The organism is Oleiphilus sp. HI0128, from assembly GCF_001635365.1.
In genome coordinates this window covers 16556-34902 of sequence record NZ_LWGG01001009.1, presented here as the reverse complement: position 1 = coordinate 34902, position 18347 = coordinate 16556, and the positions used below count along the sequence as shown (strand labels likewise).

The following is an 18347-nucleotide window of genomic DNA, read 5'->3' as shown; positions in this document are numbered from 1 at the left end:
TTTATTCTTGGGTACTTCTTTTAGCTGTAGGTATGTTTTCAAACACTTCTTATGCTGCTAGTGATGACCCATTTATTTTTGAGTTGAAAAGTGATCTCGAAACCATTGGTGATATCAAACCGAGCTTTATCGTCTACCAAGATAAACCTTTACCCAAGGTCTCAATTAATTACATCTTAAAGCGCTACATAAAATTATTTGAAAACGCTAACTCGCCTAATGTAAAAATTGATGCTTTGAATCGTATTAATAACTTAAGGGAAAAGTACAAACTCGATAGCAAGAAACTTACGATTGATAAAGTTACTCAAAGTCAGGTGGTGCTCGATAGCTATGATCGTATTGTCGATTCAGGTGTATTTTATCAACGCATGGATGAATTGCTTTACCAAACAGCTAAGGCAACAAAATTTATAGGTAATTCTGAAGAATCTATAAAACGACTTAAATTGTTAGTAGGTCTTTACCCAAAGTCTGATCTGGTTGATGAAAGTATGTTCCGAATTGCCGAGACATATTTTGATTTGGGTATGTTTGATAAAGCTGAAGCGCAGTATAAGAAAGTACTGGCTTTTACAAAAGATTCTACCTTCCATCATAGAGCAAACTTTAAGTTAGGTTGGGCTGTTTTTAGACAGGACAGGTTTGCCGACTCAGCAGTTCATGCTAGTAAGGTATTAGATAAGTACCCTGAGCTAAGGAATGCAATCGGGTACGATACCTTGGGCCTCAAGGATCAAGATATTGTTGACGATACCTTCCGACTTTTCTCTACTATGTTTTCTCAAGACAGAAGCGGCGAGAGTATTGAGGTGCTACAACAGAGTATCGGGCATAAGGACTATGCATATTTGCTTTATGACTCCTTATTTCGATTCCACCTAAGATCTGAGCGATTTCGTGATGCGGGTCTCGTAGCCAGGGGCTTTACCGATAACTATCAAATGAATTTTGATGCTTATCGAATGGCACAAAATGAAATACAAACCTATCGTCGTGGTAATTTCGATATTCTAGAATGGGAAGCGAAAGAAAATTTTGTAAAGAATTTCGGTGTTCATAGCCCTTATTGGAAAACGCTTGAACCCTCTCAATTAGAGATTGTCAGACCTTTGCTTGTTGAGGCCCTAGATGAGTTGGCACACCTATATTATGTAAGAATGCAAACGGCTTACGCCAAAGACTCCGAAGTTAAGAGTGAGCCTGCTGAAATTTCAGCTAAAGCGTCAAGCTATTATGTATTTGGTAAGCAGGCTGCAGACTATTACGAAGAGCTGGTTCTCACGCGAGGTCAAGATCGCTATAGCGGTGAGAACCTTTACCTTGCAGCTGAGGCTGCATATAAAATTGGTGATTATCGTCGTGCAATTTCTCTATACGAACGTGCAGCTTATGAAAATGTTAGCCATCCAAAGGCAGTTCAAGCTGGCTATGCTTCAGTTCTGACATATGACGACATCAAAGTTTCAAATAGCGGCAATACCCAAGATCTCGGGCCATCTGATAAGCTACTTCGCAGAGAAGCGATTGAGCGTTTTGCTGCGCATTTTCCTATGGCTAATCAGACGGCAGGATTGTTGAACGACCTAGCAAATGAATATTATCGCGAACTAGACTATATCAATGCAGTAGAAGTTTCTTCCCGAGTTGTACAGTCCAGATCGGCACCTGCTGCGATATTGTATTCTAGTTGGTTGGTTAACGCTCATAGTCATTTCGAGCTAGAAAACTATTCTCTTGCAGAAAAAGCCTATCAAAAACTTGTTACTTATAATAAGAAGTCTGATGTAGAGGTCTTAAGCGAGCGCTTAGCTGCGTCTGTTTACAAGCAAGCAGAGAAAGAAAGTGCGATTGGGAAAAGTGCCGAACTTTATTTGAGAGTCGTCGACCTAGTGCCGGATTCGAGTATTGCTCCTACGGCACTTTTTGATGCGTCGACACAGTTTCTACAAATACAAAATTGGCCGCAGTCCATCGCCACCTTAAACGTTTTCCAAGAGCGTTTTCCTGATAGTGAGTTGTATGAGGATGCCTCAGATAAGCTCGTCTATGCTTACTTGGAGAATGAAGAGCCAATTCCTGCTGCAGAAAAACTAGTCGAGATATCGAATTCTACTGCGGACTTGGCTAAAGCGTCGAACTCACTTTATCGTGCTGCAGAAATTTACTTAGAAAATGACTTTGCCTATGAAGCTGTTGGGCTTTTGGACGGTTTTGTTAAGCGCTATCCCGATCAGTTCGAGTTAAATATTGAGGCATATTTCCAAAGTATTCGCTATTTTGATCGTCGAAAAGAGGACTCTAATGCTAATAAGTGGCGTGCAGCGCTTGTAGAATATGAACAGGATAGGATCTCTCAGCGAAACGGGCGTTCTGCTTATGTTGCAGCAAATGCAGCGCTTAGGCTATTAAACAAAGACATCCTTCAGTTTGAAGCGATTAGCTTAAGCTTACCGCTCAAAAAGTCTTTGGATCAAAAAACACGAAATCTAAAAGCCTTGGTAGCTAAACTCGAAAGCCTTGCCGATTACGAAGTGTCCGAGGTTATTTCAGCGGCTACTTATAAAATCGGAACGATATATAGAACCTTAGCGCAAGATATCATGTCTTCCGAAAGACCCGACAAACTTACAGAGCTTCAGTTAGAGCAATACGACATTCTACTGGAGGAGCAGGCGTACTCATTCGAAGAGCAAGCTTTGGAGATTTATCAGATTAACCTCGATAAGGTTCCTGATGGTGAGTACGATAGATGGATTGCAGCCACCTATGAAGTGTTAGCTGAAATGAATCCAACAGAGTTTGAACGTAAATCAAAGGCGATCTTACATGCTGATGAATATTTCTAAGCCTATGAGTCATATATCTAAGGTAATCCTTGTTATAGGTGCTTTGTATTTTGTCGTAGCTTGTTCAAGTACTAGCAAAAAAATAGAGCCTATCCAGATTGAGAAGCCGGCTAGCGCTATTGTTAAGCCAATCCTCACGGAAGACGATAAAATTGCATACAAGCAAGGTCTAGCTCTTATCAAAGAAAAATCTTACGTTGAAGCAGAAGAGATATTTAAGGGCTTAATTGATAGATATCCGACCCTGGCTGGTGCATACGTTAACCTTGGTTTGATTCGTCATTCAAATAGGCAGTTAGCTGAAGCTGAAGGCTACTATCAGCAAGCACTAGATATTAATCCTAAAAACGTAAACGCTTTGATTCAATTATCTTTGATTAGCCAGGATGAAGGTAAGTTTCAGGACAGTGAACGATTTTTAAAGTCAGCCTTAGCAAAGGATTCAAATCATCCGATGGTTAATTACAATCTCGGGGTACTTTATGAGTTGTACCTACGTGATTACGACCAAGCAATTGAACATTACCAGGCTTATGTTAAAAATGCGGGTGAAGACGACACAAAGACTGTAGAGCGCTGGATAAAAATGCTGGAGCGTAAGTAAATGAATTTGATCAAATTGAGAAGGATTAAAGCAATTTCTTGTCTGATATCTGTCATTTTGTTGCTTATGTCTCCTTTTGCGGTTTCTAAGTCGAATCAAGATGAAAAGAGGGTTGAAACGCTGTCGGAAGTCTCTATTATTGGCAGCTCTGAACTGCCAAATGTAAGTTTTGATCTGCCATGGAAACTACCAACTATAGAGAAGCGTGATGAAGCGTCTCCGCCAAAAAGTATTCCTGGCATTTTAGATAGCATTGAACCTGTCCGGTTCCGACAGCAGATTCATTTTTCAAGGTTTTTGGAAGTCGATTCTCCGTCTTTCAAACCTCGATAGTGTAATGGAAAGCGTAAAACCTTGTAAATTTGTAGGGAATTTATGAGCGTGTCCCGGAATTCCTGGGTTGCTGTCTATACACTTGCAATCACATAGTCGTTCGTCAACAAGGAACGTGAACCTGTTCATACGTATTAAGGTGCAGGTAAAGACATAATGAAAATCAGCATTATAGCTGACGACAAACTCTGTTTTATTTCGTTGATGTTTATTTAGTCATCAACGCCGAACAATTACTTTGAATACAAAAAATAGATGCGGTAGCGATTCTATGAGCATTACGTACTCGTAGTATTTGCAAAACGCTTTAATTAGAACATTAAGGGGCACAAATCATGTTAGATACGATCTTGCGATTTTTTCAGGAAGGTGGGGCGTTTATGTACCCAATCGCAGTCGTTTTAGTAATCGGTTTAGCGATTGCTATTGAGCGTTTTATATATTTAACCGCAGCAAAGAACTCTAATAGAAATGCCTTTGATAAGGGGCTGTTACCGATTCTTAGAAAGCGCGATTACCCAAAAGCGCTAAAGTTTGCTAACGACTCACAGGCTGCTATTGCAGCAATTATGGGTGCGGGTTTAAGTCGTTTATTAAACAATGCTAACCGGGATGAAATTGAGTTCGCTATGGAAGAAGGCTTGATGGAAACACTTCCTCGCCTTGAAAAGCGTACACAGTATTTAGCGACATTAGCTAACGTATCTACCTTGCTTGGTTTGCTGGGTACTATCATTGGTTTGATTGCTGCGTTCACTGCAGTAGCCAATGCCGATCCAGCAGAAAAAGCTTCTCTTCTTTCTCAAAGCATCTCCGTTGCAATGAATACAACTGCTTTTGGTTTGATGGCTGCTATTCCTCTATTGCTTTGCCATGCAGTGCTACAGACTAAGACCAATGAAATTGTCGATAGTTTTGAGATGGCTGGTGTGAAATTACTAAATATGATTTCCGATAAAACTGGTCAGTCCTAGCACTCATCTTTTTTATGAACTCAATTGACAGTAGTTTATTTATTCAAAAGATAGATAACTAACCGGTATTACTAACTAGCGATATATATATGGCACGAAGGAAGCATAGAAAGCTTGTTCAGCAGGCAGAATTGGACATCACTGCGTTCATGAATCTCATGATTGTACTTGTGCCGGTATTGCTATTAAGTATGGTTTTTTCTCAAACAGCAGTATTAGACCTTAATTTTCCAGTACTGGACGATGCGCAACTCCCAGATAATTCCGAAGAATTGCAACTGCAACTAATAATACGTAAAAACAGCCTGACATTGGCTGATACGAAACAGGGTTTAATAAGAAAGATTCAGAGTAGTGAGCAAGGTTACGACTTTGATTCCTTAGTGAAAGTCCTTAAGCAGTTAAAAAACAGGTTCCCTGAGAAGACTGATATCACATTGCTTTTGGGCGAAGAGATAAATTATCAAACTCTTGTTAGTGCCATGGATTTAACTCGCTCTTATGAGACTGTTGTTGCAGCAAGTGTTGTTAATGCAGAGCTTTTCCCCGATATATCTATTGGTGACGCACCCATTTTGGATGTTGAAAGTACTGGTGGGGGGGCGACACCATGAAACTATCCAGAAGAGCGAAGAGGATGCAACGTCATTACCGACGAATGCATAAAACCGGTGGCTTAAACCTTGTGTCACTCATGGATATTTTTACCATTTTAGTTTTCTTTCTGATGGTGAACTCTTCAGATGTAAAAGTACTTCAGCAGGATAAGTCTGTTGAGTTGCCGCTGTCGGTGGCTAAGCAGCAGCCTAAGGAAAATATCGTAATTGCTGTAAGTGGCAGCAATATCCTTGTTCAGGGGCGGGTAGTATCTAGCATTAGTGAGGTTTCAGATGACGGTCTATTTCCTGGCTTAAAGTCAGAGCTGGACTATCAAGCAAGTAAAAATCAGTCTTTGCAGAATGTTCGTGATGGATACCCTGTTACTTTAATCGCAGATAAAAACGTGCCTTATAAGCTGTTAAAAAAGATTATGGCAACTTGTACTGCCGCCAGCTATACCCGGGTTTCCCTGGCTGTATCAAGAAAGCTTGAAGGTAAGGGGTAGGGATGATTTTTCCACAAGACCGCTTAAATCTACCTTGGACGAAAGAAGCTGGTGAAAGTAAACGTTTCAGCAGTATTCTGCTTACCTTGCTCATGGTCTTTTTGGTACTAGCGGTATGGATACCTAATGCATCTGTGCCTGAAAAAGATCGCAAATCACTTGAAAAGCTCCCACCGCAACTAGCAAAGTTAGTGAAGAAAAAAGAGCCACCCAAACCCAAGCCAGTCAAAAAGGAAGAGAAACCTAAAAAGGTTGAAGAAAAGCCTAAAGAAGAAAAACCTAAACCTAAAGAAAAGCCTAAGCCTAAAGAAAAGCCTAAGCCTAAAGAAAAGCCTAAGCCAATTAAAAAGCCGGAGCCGATTAAAAAACCTCTGACTACAAAAGTCAAAAAAGCGAGAGAAGTTGCTAAAAAGTCCGGCTTGTTAGCTTTGCAGTCAGATCTTGCTGAACTTAAGACAGTCGTCGATGTCGCTGCCTTGAAAAAGAAAGTTGCACCAAGTAAGCAGGCGACCATTGCCGCGAAAGCAAGCGGACCTGCTAGTTCAGAAGTGCTCAAGCGCAGTAGTGGGATTTCTACTGAAGCCTTAGCGGCTCCAGCGGAAACCGTTTCACTAAGTGCGCGTGAGAATGAGGTGCTAGATGCAACAGAAGATGAGATATCTTTAGCTCTTGCTGAAGAAGAAGCAGCTTCGGGTATGCTTTCGCGTAGCGAAGAAAATATTCGTCTCGTCGCCGAGTCCTTAAAGTCAGCCTTTAACAAATTATACGTTCGGGAATTGCGAAAAGACCCTTTTCTTGAGGGCTTGTTAATGCTAGAAGTGATAATCGAACCAAGCGGGGAGGTTTCTTTCTGCCGTATCGTAAGTTCCGAGCTTAATCACCCTGTTCTCGAGAATAAAATTGTTAAACGAATGTATTTAGCTGACTTTGGTGTTGAGAATGTAATGCAAACCACCATAAATATCCCATTCCCTTTTCGCCCAAACTAGGTCGTTTGGCAAGGTAAGCGATGAGGGAAAGGAGTGAGCTAGTGTTTATAAAGTGAGACTACTTATTCAGGCATAAAAAAAAGGCACTAGTAGCCGAAAATACTAAGTGCCTTTTAAGGAGAATAAATTATCAGTTCTAACATGCCAATTAAGGAACCTCGTTAGATAGCTGCAAACAGGAAGAAGTTAGCGGCCTGAGTGCTCTTCTTCCTGTTTACCGATGAGGGAATAATACAGGCGAGGGGGGCGTAGTTGAATCGTCCAAAGGGCTTAGTTTGGGCGTAATTACCACTTATTTCACTTTGTTAAAGTAAATTCTAGGACTAAAGCGCCGTTATTCAGTCCCAACTAAGCCCCTCTTTGTTGCAGAGCACCTCAATTTAAGTGTTAAATAGATTAACGTAATCGTTAAAATGACAGCTGTTTGTCAAAATCACCCTTTAATGCTTCTCGATATAAACTATGCCCAAAAAAACAATTAGTTCCCGGAAAGGACGTTTTATCAAATTAGCTGGAATGACAGCCTCTGTAGCCGGTCGTTATGCCTCTGACCGGGTCAAGTCGGTTTTTAAATCTGATGATAATGCTGCCTTAAGTAAACGCGAAACCTATTCTAAAATGGCTGGTGATGTCGTTGATACTTTAGGTGAGCTTAAGGGGGCTGTGATGAAAATCGGACAGATCGCATCACAAACTCAAGATTTATTGCCCAAAGAGTTTTCAGAAGCATTAGTAAAACTCCAGAAAGAAGCGCCCCCAGTTGAATTTAGTATAATTAAGGCTCAGATTGAGCTCCAGTTAGGCGCGCCTTTGGATGAGCTTTACAGTCGTTTTGATGAAGAGCCGCATGCCGCTGCTTCAATTGGGCAGGTTCATCGTGCCTGTACTAAGCAAGGGCAAGAAGTTGTCGTCAAAGTTCAGTATCCAGGGGTTGCTGAGTCATGCGACTCTGATTTAAAGCAGTTGAGGTTAGCGCTTAAGCTAGGTGGCTTGCTGAAGATGCCAAAAGAAAGTGTAGACGCTCTATTTGCCGAGATTAGGGATCGTTTACATGAGGAGCTCGATTATAATAATGAGGCTGCAAATATTGCGATGTTTCAAAGTTTTCATGATAAGCATCCAAAGATACTCATTCCATCGGTTATCGAAGACTTATCAAATAGGCATATTCTAACGATGGAATACCTACCAGGAGACGATATACAAGCACTAAAGCGTGAGCAGTATACTCAGGATCAGATCAATCAACTCGGCGAAAGACTATTTGAAGTTATGGCTGAGCAGCTATTTGACTTCAAACAGATTCATGGCGACCCGCACCCCGGTAATTTTGCTTTTCGAAAAGACGGTTCAGTTATTGTTTATGATTTTGGTTGTATTAAAACGCTTAAGCATGAAGTTTTAGCAGCCTATAAAGATGCGATTGTTGCTAGTTTGGCGGAAGATTATGATGCGCTAGATGATGCGCTTATTAGATTAGGTGCGCGGGTCGAGAGTAAACCTTCACCAGGTTCAGACTACTACAAAGTTTGGCGGAATATTTTATTTGAGCCCTTTCTGACAAATGACGACTATGACTATGAATCTGCTTCTTTGCATATCGAAGCGGCCAAACAAACTCATTTGTTCTTTAAACATATGTCGCACTTTAGCCCGCCGGTTGAAAGCTTATATATTGACCGGATGATAAGTGGTCAGTACTGGATACTCAAAAGTATGGGGGTTAAGGCGGAATTCCGTTCTAAGTTGGCCCCTTATCTGCAAGGCTGATTAAGCTATGCTTCACTGAGTATTTGTTTAGCAATAATAATGCGCTGTATTTCACTGGAACCTTCGTAGATTGTTGTTACGCGTGCATCACGAGTAAGACGCTCTATAGGATAATCTTTAATATAGCCATTGCCTCCTAACAACTGCAGTGCTGTATAACAAGCTTTGTTGGCGGCTTCTGTTGAAAATAGCTTGGCCATTGATGCCTGTTTTGAAAACGGCGCGCCAGAATCTTTTGTGTAGGCCGCGCTCATAAGGAGCAAACGTGCAGCTTCTAGTTCTGTGTAGGTGTCCGCTAACATCCACTGGATACCTTGAAAGTTCGCGATTGCCTTGCCAAATTGCTCACGTTCTTTTGTGTATATCGTTGCATAGTCGATGGCTGCCTGAGCAATACCAAGTGCTAATGAGCCGACGCCTATTCTGCCGCCGGCCAGTTCGCCAACGGCGACACGATAGCCTTTGTTTAGATCACCCAAAAGTGCACTGTCATCAATGTTGCAGTTATCGAAACTAAGCTGACAAGTAGAAGAGGCTTTTTGTCCCATCTTTTGTTCGGGTTTTCCTATTATTAGGCCGGGAGTCCCCGCCTCGACAAGGAAACAAGAAATGCCTTTTCCTTTTGCCGCACTCTTATCCGTCAGAGCCCAGACAACAAATACGCCAGCATATTCTGCGCTGGTAATGAATTGCTTGCTGCCATTTAGCGCCCAGCCCGAAGCTGTTTTAGTAGCGGAACATTTCATTGATGAAGGGTCCGAACCGGCCTGAGACTCAGTCAAGCAGAATGCTCCGGCAGAATATTCACCAGAGCAAAGTTTTGGTAGATAAGAATGTTTCTGTTGTGTGCTGCCAACAGCCTGGATAACCTCAGCAACCATGTTTGTTACCGATGTTGTAACTGCTGTCGAAGCGCAAGCCTTGGCTATTTCAGTGATGGCCAAACTAAAGGAAACGGTACCGGCATTGGTACCGCCGTATTCACTCGAGATATTGAGCCCCATAAAACCGAGCTCAGCCAGTTTCTTTAGATTCTTAACAAAGGTTTCCTGTGCCTCCCCCATATCAAGCTTATCGGCGATAGGCATCAGTTCAGAGCTGGCAAATTTACGTGCCATACTCTGAATCATAATTTGCTCCTCGTTCAGTGATAAGTCCATATGGGTTCCTCTTTTAGTGAGTTAGTGTTTGTATAATAGCGGACTATTTAGCAGCTAGGTCACGTGTAACGACTTTATGATGTTCCCAAAATGCCGCGCTTGGTATTATTTTGCTGCCAAACGGACAGCGGAATCAATACGTATCACTTCACCGTTAAGTATTGGGTTCTCAACAATATCACGCACTAGCCTACCAAACTCATCGGGTTTACCTAGTCTAGATGGAAAGGGTAATGTTGCAGCAAGGCTGTCTTGTACTTCTTGAGAAAATGATTCCATCATAGGCGTTAGGAAGAGGCCGGGTGCGATCGCTAATACGCGAATGCCAAACTTTGCGAGCTCACGTGCAGCGGGAAGGGTCATTGATACGATCCCTCCCTTCGAGGCAGAATAGGCAGCTTGACCAATTTGACCTTCATAAGCCGCTACTGAGGCTGTTGAAATGATTACGCCTCGCTCACCGTCTGCGTTTTCTTCTCGGCTTTGCATGTCTGCTGCCGCCAGCCTTAGTACATTAAATGAGCCAACAAGGTTTACTTGAATTACGGTATTAAAAAAGTCTAAAGACATTGGGCCGTCACGCCCAAGAATACGTCCTGGATTGCCAATGCCGGCGCAGTTAACAGCTATACCGCAGGGCCCGTGAGTTTCGCGTGCTTTATTGATAGCTGCTTCAACGCTTTCAGCACTTGTTACATCGCATTCAATTGCAATGCCACCTATTTCTTCAGCAAGGGTTTGCGCTTTTTCGATTTGTAAGTCAAGAATCGCGACCTTGGCGCCGTAACTTGCAAGATAGAGTGCAGTGCCTTTTCCAAGACCTGATGCACCGCCAGTTACAATTGCGGGTGTACCTTTAATGTCCATTGAATTTACCTATAAGAAAAACTAAAAGTTTGATCGAAGACTGTGCGCCGGGCAAGAGCAAATCAGGATATGGTTTGACAAAATAGGACGAAAACTAGCTAAATGATACATATACTATGTATAAACTTTACCTAAGCGGACGATATGGACAAGCGAAATTCAATTTCACTGTACTATGTACATGCACTTCTGCAGGGTGCCTTGAGGGCCCGAGTCGATGTAAGCAAGGTGATGAGTGATTGCGGTCTTAGTTCAGGTATTCTCTCTGTCAGCTGCTATGGGGGGAGCGATCGTATTTCATCTGAGCGAGTATCAACACTAATTCGTTCTATCTGGCGACTAATGGATGATGAGTTCATGGGCTTTACCGATCAGCCCTGTAAACAAGGTGTTTTTGCCATCGTAGCTAAACAAATGATAAGGGAGCAAACTATTGGTGAAAGCATAAGGCGGGCAAGCTTGCTCTACAGTACCTTTAGAAACGATATCGTGCTGCAACTTGAAAATACTACGGAGGGAGCTCGTCTTATTTTTCAGCCTGTACGGCCCGAGTTGGATACTGCCAATTTCCTCGTAGAGTTTTTTTTATTGGTTTGGCATCGCTTTGCAAGCTGGCTTGTTACTGAACGATTACCTTTAAAATATGTTAGCTTGAGTTACCAGAGTCCACCGCATGTTGCGGAGTATAGTTTGCTCTTTCCTTGTCACTGTAGGTTTGGTGAAACGCAAAACGCACTAGTCTTCGAATCAGCTCTTATGGATTTGCCTATTAAACAGGGCCAGAAAGAGTTGAATACTTTTTTACAAAATTCGCCAACCGATTTGCTGTCAAAGCCGGACTTTCAACGAAGTTTTAGTACTCAAGTAATGAATATGATTGTTGATGATACGATGCAGTTTAAGAAGCTTGATGATTTGGCCAGTGAACTCAATATGAGCCCAAGAAATTTAAGGCGTGTCTTGGAAAAAGAAAACACTAGCTACCAACAAATTAAGCAAAAACTACGATGTGAAAAAGCGCTAAGCCTGCTAAATGATAGTAATCGATCAATAAGCGAGATAGGGTTGGAATTAGGCTTTGATGAAGCCTCGGTATTTTCTAGAGCGTTTAAAACCTGGATGGGCTTATCACCGCGTGCCTATCGTGATAAACACTCGATTGGAAGTGCTTGAGAAGAGTTAACCGGCTTCTTTTGTTTGCTGGTTATAAAGGCTTTCAATTCTTGAAAGAGCATTATCTGTCTTGCGGCAGTATTCTTTGCTGTCTTTTGCGTAGCTGAAAACAACACTGATTCGGTAAAAATGCCGAACTTTCACACACTCGGTGACGATGCCCCCAACCTTGGAAAGTGAAATATACTTACCTCTAAAGTTAATTAGAATGCGTTCTTTGGCCTTAAAGGGACGACGCGACCTGATCGCCATACCATAGCGATTGATATCGAGGCATTTAACTTCCTGTGAGGAGCTGAAGAATTTTCTTAAGCCGACAGGTTGTATTGATATTCGTAAATCAGGCGCTTTATGGCGTCTTTTAATGCGGCGCTCTGCCCAATTTATGAGTTTAATTTTATGCATAGGTATAAAATGGTATGGGGTTAGGTCGAATCAGGAGAGGGATATTAAACGCTAAACACCCAACAAATCAACTTTCAACTGACAGCTGTTCTTATAGTAAATGAATATAGGTTAAATTGTTGGTAAAAATTAGTCTTGTTAAGCCAGTCTGTTTTGTTAATATCGTTTAGATACTTTGAACTAATGCTTTGCATGTAATCATTTTCATAATATTTAAGGGCTCACATTGAAACCGCTATCTACGAAACAATTATACAAAACATGTGATGATGCTGACTTGGGCTTTTCCAGTACTAAAGCTCTGCCGCCATTAAATGAATTTGTAGGTCAGGACCGTGCACAGGAAGCTGTCCGCTTTGCGATGTCAATGCCTGACTCTGGTTACAATGTGTATGCAATTGGCCGCAATGGCTTGGGCAAGCGTACGATGATCTTGCGTTTTCTAGATCATCACCGTAAAGAAAATAGAGAGTTATACGATTGGTGCTACGTTGCTAACTTCGATGAGCCTAGATCACCCAAAGTACTTAAGTTACCGGTTGGCATGGGCGCTAATTTAAAAAAGGATGTCGAAAAGCTTATGACCCGTTTGGTCAAAGGCATTCCTCAGGCTTTCGAGAATGATCAGTACTTTCAGCGCTCAGAAGCACTCAAGCTAGAATACGCTGAAAAGCAAGAAGCGGCATTAGAGAAAGTCGCTAAGCAAGCGAAGCGAAAAAAGGTAAAGCTATCTTTGACAACCCCTGGTGGATACCGTCTCACTGCAATGAATGGTGAAGATGTACATACAGTCGAAAGCTTTGAAGCACTTGCGGAAGATGAGAAAGATCAGTTTGATGATGTAATCACTAAGCTTGAATTAAAGCTAAGAGGGGTGATTAGAAAAATAGCAAACTGGGAACAGGAGTTTGTAGATAAGCAGCAAGCGCTCAATGAAGAGGTTGTACTGGGCGTTACACAGCACCTGGTTGAGTCACTTGCTCACAAATATCATAAGCACTCTTTAGTAATTGATTATTTGAATGATATACAAAATGATATCGTCAATAACTTAGATATTTTTCTCGAAGACAGCGAAGAGCAGGGCGCTATGTCCAATGCAACGCTTGAGAAGAAACTACCTCGTAGATATCAGGTTAATGTACTGGTTCAGCACAAGGACTCTAAAGAGCCTGTTATCGTTGAAGAAAACCCAAACTATCACACGATGTTTGGTTATGTGGAGCATGTGACCTACAAAGGCACGGTGTTTACCGACTACTCCTTAATTCGCTCGGGTTGCTTACATCGTGCCAACGGTGGCTACCTGTTGATTGATGCGGCGAAGGTGCTTGAACAACCTTTTGTGTGGGACGGGATCAAGCGAGCCCTGCGTTCCAAGGAACTGCAAATCAATTCCCTGGAAAGAGAAGTGACTTTGTCTGGAACGATTTCTTTGGAACCGGAACCGATTCCATTAGATGTTAAGATTATTCTCTTTGGTGACCTCGAAACTTATCTATTGCTTCAGAATTACGACCCTGAGTTTGAAGAACTGTTTAAAGTGACAGCGGACTTCGAAAACGAAATGAATCGTACGCCTGAATCACAGATGCTTTACGCAAAATTCATTTCTAGTCTCGTACACGAAAAAGGCTTTCTTCACTGTGACAAGAAAGCGGTGGCTCGGGTAATTGAGTTTAGCTCCCGCCAGGCTGAAAATCAGAATAAGTTGTCACTTCACGCCTCTGAAATATCTAATTTGCTGCGAGAGTCAAACTACTGGGCGCGTGAGCAACGTTCAACAATGATCAGACAGTCTCACGTAGAGCGCGCTTTAGAAAGTGCCGAACACCGCAATGGGCGAATCAAAGATCAACTGTTTGATACGATAAGAGATGGCTCTACTTTGCTATCCGTTAGCGGTTCGGTTGTTGGGCAGATCAATGCACTGTCAGTGTACTCCACGGCGGGTTCGGAGTTCGGAATGCCAAACCGTGTTACTGCAAATTGTTATTTTGGTGATGGTGATATCACAGATATCGAGCATCATGCCAAGTTGGGCGGCAATATCCATACTAAGGGGATTTTGATCCTATCGTCTTATTTGTCATCCTTATTTGCAAAAGATGATCTGATGCCTCTATCTGCAAGTATTGCTTTTGAACAGTCTTACGGTGAGGTTGATGGCGATAGCGCGTCGATGGCCGAGTTCTGCGCCTTAATTTCTTCACTTGCTGATGTGCCAATTCTTCAGCACTTCGCAGTGACCGGCTCAGTGAATCAGTTTGGTGAAGTTCAGCCAATTGGTGGCGCAAATGAGAAAATAGAAGGCTTTCTCGATGCTTGTGAGTTAATCGGCAGTGATCAGAAGCAAGCGGTTATTATCCCTAAAAGCAATATTGCCAATCTTATGTTAAGCCAGAAGGTGATTAATGCCGTTAAGAAAAAGCGCTTTAATATCTATGCAGTAACGCATGTTAATGAAGCATTGGAATTGCTAACGGGTTTAAAGACGGGAACGCTTAAAGACGGTATGTACGAGGATGGCAGCATCTTCGGCAAAGTGCACGAGAAGATGGCCAGCTTACGTGAGAAAGAAGAGAGTAAAGATAGCGAAGAAAAGGGTGCTCATGAGAAAAACGCTTAAGCGACTAAAGCGAACAGGTTTTACACTCCTTATAGTGACTTGTGCTAATGTCTTTGCGGATGACTTGCTCTCAGAAAAGCTAATGACCGACGACGTGGTGCTTGAGGGGGTATTTGCACAGGGCGGTTTGTTAAAAGGTAATGTTAAGCCTTCGTACGACGTAAAACTGAATGAACGCGAAATTCGGCTTACGCGAGAAGGGGATTTTATTATTGGCTTTGGTCGCGATGCTGCGCCGGAGCACAAATTAACATTCAGCGCTCCTAATGGTGAACGTCATTCTCTAATTATTGATGTGAAGCAAAGGACTTATCCGACTCAAAGTATTAAAGGTGTTCCTCAAAAAACCGTGACACCCAGTAAGGATAAACTAGCCCGTATAAAACGCGAAACGGCGCTGGTTAAAAATGCTCGTAAAACTGATTCCAGCTTGCTTTACTTTTTGGATGACTTTACGGCACCTATGAGGGCGCCTATTACTGGTGTCTACGGTAGTCAACGGATTTACAACGGTACACCAAAGCGCCCACATTATGGTGTTGATTATGCTGGGCCAGTTGGGGCGCCAGTTTATGCTCCTGCTAGCGGTAAAGTTACGCTGGTCCATGAAGACATGTTTTACTCCGGTGGCACTTTAATTGTTGACCATGGTTATGGACTATCTTCAACCTTTATTCATCTAAGTGAAGTTGTCGTAAAAGAAGGTGAAGATATTGTGGCAGGCCAGGAAATTGCCAAAGTAGGGGCTGGAGGTCGTTCTACAGGTCCGCACCTTGATTGGCGTGTTAATTGGTATGGTACGAGAATTGACCCTCAGCTGGTTCTTTTGATAGCTGGTGATAAGTAAACTTAAAGCGATGGCATTCTTGCTGCAAGATGGTCATCGCATTCCATTCCATTATTACATTTACTTACCTAGTAAACTCAAACCGCATATACGAAGTACATTTCCGTTAAGCGCATTAGCATCGGGGCGGCTGAAAAAGCTCACTCCCTCTGCGATATCTAGCGGCAAGCCACCCTGTGATAATGCATTCATACGTCGCCCTAGTTCACGAGTCAATAAAGGGATTCGCTGGGTCATATCAGTTTCTATAAAGCCAGGTGCAATGGCGTTAATAGTTAGCCCCTGAAGGCCCTGGTCGGCGGTGTGTTGGCTCATCGCTTCAACATAAGAGGCTATTCCGGCTTTAGAGCAGGCGTAATTACTTTGTCCGAAGTTACCTGCAATCCCGGAAATAGAAGATATACAGATGATGCGTGCATTGTTAGCAAGTAGCTTCTTTTCTATTAGCGCACGATTGATATCCAGCACCCTGGACAAGTTGATGTTTATCACTTGATCCCAAAAGTGCTCTGGCATGTTAGCAATAGTCTTGTCGCGAGTAATGCCAGCGTTATGAACAATGATATCTATTACGCCGAGTTGCGCACCAATAGTATTGCATATAGAGTCGACCGAGCTTTCTGCGCTTAAATCCAATGCAACACTGTGTCCAGAAATCTCTTTAGCGAGAGCTTGTGTAGCACTTTCATTGGCAGGTATATCCAGGCAGACGACTGTTGCACCATCGCGCGCTAATGTTTTTGCGGTGTGATAGCCAATCCCCTGAGCAGCTCCAGTTACAAGAGCAGTTTTGCCGAGTAGTGGCTTAGCCTGGTCTGTTCTTTTCTGCTTGGTTGCTTTGTTGCAAAGCTGAATAGATTGTCCGCTTATGTAGGCTGACTTGGGCGAAAGGAAAAACCTGAGAGAGCTGTCTAGATATTTCTGAGCGCCTTTTTCCAGGTAAATAACATTGCTGGTGATCCCTTTTTTACCACACTCTTTAGCTAGCGATTTTGCAAACCCTATTAAGGAGCCTTGCAAAGAAGCGCTTTCCGGTGATTCAAGTTGCGAAGGTGATTGCCCAATAATGACAAAGCGTCCATTAATACTAATTTTCTTAACGGAACGAGTAAAGACGCTGTACAATTGCTTCAGTTCTTGGCTTGTTTTTATTCCCGTCGCATCAAAAACTAAAGCTTTAAACTTTTGATCTTCAAGGTTGTCGATCTGAATTTCTGTACATTTAGCTTTATAACTCGTAGGTGCGGCCGATAAGTTTAGTGTCTCGGTATTAGAGCGTGCACTAAACAGGGTAATGTTGTCGGAGTCGAGAGCCTTAAATACACTATTAGTCGCAAAATTATGCTTAGTCGCGGCAAGCAGGATTTTACCGCTAATATTATATAAGCTTTCATGTTCGCTACGAGCAAGATTAAGAGGTTTGGGCAAGTTCAAAGCTTGGATGATTGGCTGTGTATACTGAGAGTTCGCAAGCTTTAGATATAGATCACTCATGTCGACTTTTTACCCTTTAAAAAATAACAATAGAGCCTCGTGCGCGGCATGCGCTAGTGTAACGCAAACTATTATAATATCTTACAAAAAATCTATTTTTCTTGAGATAACGTTTTATGACGACACATGACAATTCCTTGAATAACGCTGACCAATATGCGCAGCAGTGGATAAATGATCTGCGCAAGCGCAATAGCCTGCTTAACGGTACGTGGATAGTCACTCTTATCATGGCCTTGGCTTTCGGGCTCTCAGCATTTTATTTTTATCACCAGGGTCAAACTGCACTCCTGGACAGCGTCTTATCTAAGCAAGAAATAGGTAAGCTCGAACTTCAGCTTAAAAATCAGCAAGCCAAAATGTCTACGTCTGGACAATCTCTTGCTGAAACCAAAGCTGAGCACGAGCGTTTGACAAGAGAAAACCAGGCTCAGCAGGAAAAAATACAGGAGTCGGAGGGTGCGCTTGCGGTCAATCAGGATATTATCGACAACCTGAATTCACAACTCGCTTTGCTTAAAGAGGAAAACGAGGCCCTAGCAGCATCCTTGAGTCAGGTTAGGGCGTCTTTGTTGAGTGGCGCAAGCAATAGCGAAGTGCTGGCCGGAGAAAATTCAAGATTAAGCGATGAAATCAAGGTATTAAATAAGAAGTTAAAAGATAGAAAAGGCGCTTATCTTGCGGTTGTAAAACGTCAAAAAGAGACACGCTCAGAGATTGATTATCTTGCATCGAACAACGATAAACTCAATCAGGAGCTAGAGTCTAAGGAGCAGCGGATTACTTCGCTACAAACACAGATTTCACAGTTAAGCGCTTCGAAGACATCTTTGACGGAAGAACTTACCACTGTTAAAAGCGACTATAGCTTACTCGAAGATAAACTTGCTAGCCTTATGGCGCCGATAGGTCCAGCTAGTAACCCTACTGCTTCTAAACCAGCGTTAAGCAACACGCTAAGCGCGCCAAGCAATAGCGCCCAAGGAGCAAACGCTACGGCAAGTGGCTTTGATGGCTTGGAAGAAATTAAGATACAGAAGCCGCGTGTACTTATGCCAATTCCTTCTACTAGCGCCCCCGCCAAAGATAAGGCCACTGAAAAAGCTAAAGCTTCTACCTTTGACTATGACAAAATAGCTATTCCATAA

Annotated in this window: 16 protein-coding genes; 12 read left to right on the top strand and 4 right to left on the bottom strand. The window is 42.5% G+C overall.

What is annotated here, in order from left to right; genetic code table 11:
- Positions 1-32 precede the first annotated feature (32 nt).
- The 8 genes from A3763_RS17245 (at position 33) to A3763_RS17210 (ending at position 8624) form a co-directional block, all read left to right on the top strand.
- A complete protein-coding gene (locus A3763_RS17245) occupies positions 33-2849 on the top strand; it encodes a tol-pal system YbgF family protein (protein WP_068512667.1) in 2817 nt (938 codons plus the stop codon).
- Positions 2830-3453: a tetratricopeptide repeat protein gene (locus A3763_RS17240; protein ID WP_068512665.1), complete on the top strand. Its 624-nt coding sequence runs from the start codon at positions 2830-2832 to the stop codon at positions 3451-3453. Before A3763_RS17245 ends, A3763_RS17240 begins: the two co-directional genes overlap by 20 nt.
- Positions 3454-3786 (top strand): hypothetical protein, encoded by a 333-nt coding sequence (locus A3763_RS17235; RefSeq protein WP_068506862.1) that lies wholly within the window; start codon positions 3454-3456, stop codon positions 3784-3786.
- Positions 3787-4121: 335 nt separating this feature from the next.
- Positions 4122-4760: a MotA/TolQ/ExbB proton channel family protein gene (locus A3763_RS17230; protein WP_068512663.1), complete on the top strand. Its 639-nt coding sequence runs from the start codon at positions 4122-4124 to the stop codon at positions 4758-4760.
- 89 nt (positions 4761-4849) lie between these two features.
- Entirely contained in the window at positions 4850-5374 is a 525-nt protein-coding gene (locus tag A3763_RS17225; protein ID WP_068512655.1) for a biopolymer transporter ExbD, read from the top strand.
- Positions 5371-5865 (top strand): biopolymer transporter ExbD, encoded by a 495-nt coding sequence (locus A3763_RS17220; protein WP_068509548.1) that lies wholly within the window; start codon positions 5371-5373, stop codon positions 5863-5865. Before A3763_RS17225 ends, A3763_RS17220 begins: the two co-directional genes overlap by 4 nt.
- 2 nt (positions 5866-5867) lie before the next feature.
- Positions 5868-6854: an AgmX/PglI C-terminal domain-containing protein gene (locus tag A3763_RS17215; protein ID WP_068512652.1), complete on the top strand. Its 987-nt coding sequence runs from the start codon at positions 5868-5870 to the stop codon at positions 6852-6854.
- Positions 6855-7316: 462 nt separating this feature from the next.
- Complete coding sequence (locus A3763_RS17210; protein WP_068512650.1) at positions 7317-8624, top strand: AarF/ABC1/UbiB kinase family protein; 1308 nt, start codon at positions 7317-7319, stop codon at positions 8622-8624.
- 5 nt (positions 8625-8629) lie between these two features.
- Here the strand turns inward: A3763_RS17210 and A3763_RS17205 are convergent, their stop codons facing one another.
- Together A3763_RS17205 and A3763_RS17200 are read right to left on the bottom strand one after the other, a co-directional pair.
- Positions 8630-9784 (bottom strand): acyl-CoA dehydrogenase family protein, encoded by a 1155-nt coding sequence (locus tag A3763_RS17205; RefSeq protein WP_068512646.1) that lies wholly within the window; start codon positions 9782-9784, stop codon positions 8630-8632.
- A 105-nt stretch (positions 9785-9889) separates the two neighbouring features.
- Positions 9890-10651 carry an SDR family NAD(P)-dependent oxidoreductase gene (locus tag A3763_RS17200; RefSeq protein WP_068512644.1) on the bottom strand — a complete coding sequence of 254 codons (762 nt, stop codon included), beginning with the start codon at positions 10649-10651 and terminating at the stop codon, positions 9890-9892.
- A gap of 144 nt (positions 10652-10795) precedes the next feature.
- Here A3763_RS17200 and A3763_RS17195 point away from each other — a divergent pair, with 144 nt between their 5' ends.
- Positions 10796-11824, top strand: a complete 1029-nt coding sequence (locus tag A3763_RS17195) for an AraC family transcriptional regulator (RefSeq protein WP_068512642.1) — start codon at positions 10796-10798, stop codon at positions 11822-11824.
- 6 nt (positions 11825-11830) lie between these two features.
- Here A3763_RS17195 and A3763_RS17190 read toward each other — a convergent pair whose 3' ends face one another.
- Positions 11831-12229: a hypothetical protein gene (locus tag A3763_RS17190; protein WP_068510814.1), complete on the bottom strand. Its 399-nt coding sequence runs from the start codon at positions 12227-12229 to the stop codon at positions 11831-11833.
- Between the two features lie 226 nt (positions 12230-12455).
- Here A3763_RS17190 and A3763_RS17185 point away from each other — a divergent pair, with 226 nt between their 5' ends.
- Both A3763_RS17185 and A3763_RS17180 read left to right on the top strand, forming a co-directional pair.
- On the top strand, positions 12456-14858 hold the full coding sequence (locus tag A3763_RS17185; RefSeq protein ID WP_068510812.1) for a Lon protease family protein: 2403 nt from the start codon (positions 12456-12458) through the stop codon (positions 14856-14858).
- Positions 14842-15705: a M23 family metallopeptidase gene (locus tag A3763_RS17180; RefSeq protein ID WP_082880459.1), complete on the top strand. Its 864-nt coding sequence runs from the start codon at positions 14842-14844 to the stop codon at positions 15703-15705. Before A3763_RS17185 ends, A3763_RS17180 begins: the two co-directional genes overlap by 17 nt.
- A 60-nt stretch (positions 15706-15765) precedes the next feature.
- On the opposite strand, the gene A3763_RS17175 is transcribed toward A3763_RS17180, so the two are convergent.
- Complete coding sequence (locus tag A3763_RS17175) at positions 15766-17199, bottom strand: 3-oxoacyl-ACP reductase (RefSeq protein WP_068510809.1); 1434 nt, start codon at positions 17197-17199, stop codon at positions 15766-15768.
- 116 nt (positions 17200-17315) lie between these two features.
- Here A3763_RS17175 and A3763_RS17170 point away from each other — a divergent pair, with 116 nt between their 5' ends.
- Positions 17316-18347: a hypothetical protein gene (locus tag A3763_RS17170; protein WP_068510807.1), complete on the top strand. Its 1032-nt coding sequence runs from the start codon at positions 17316-17318 to the stop codon at positions 18345-18347.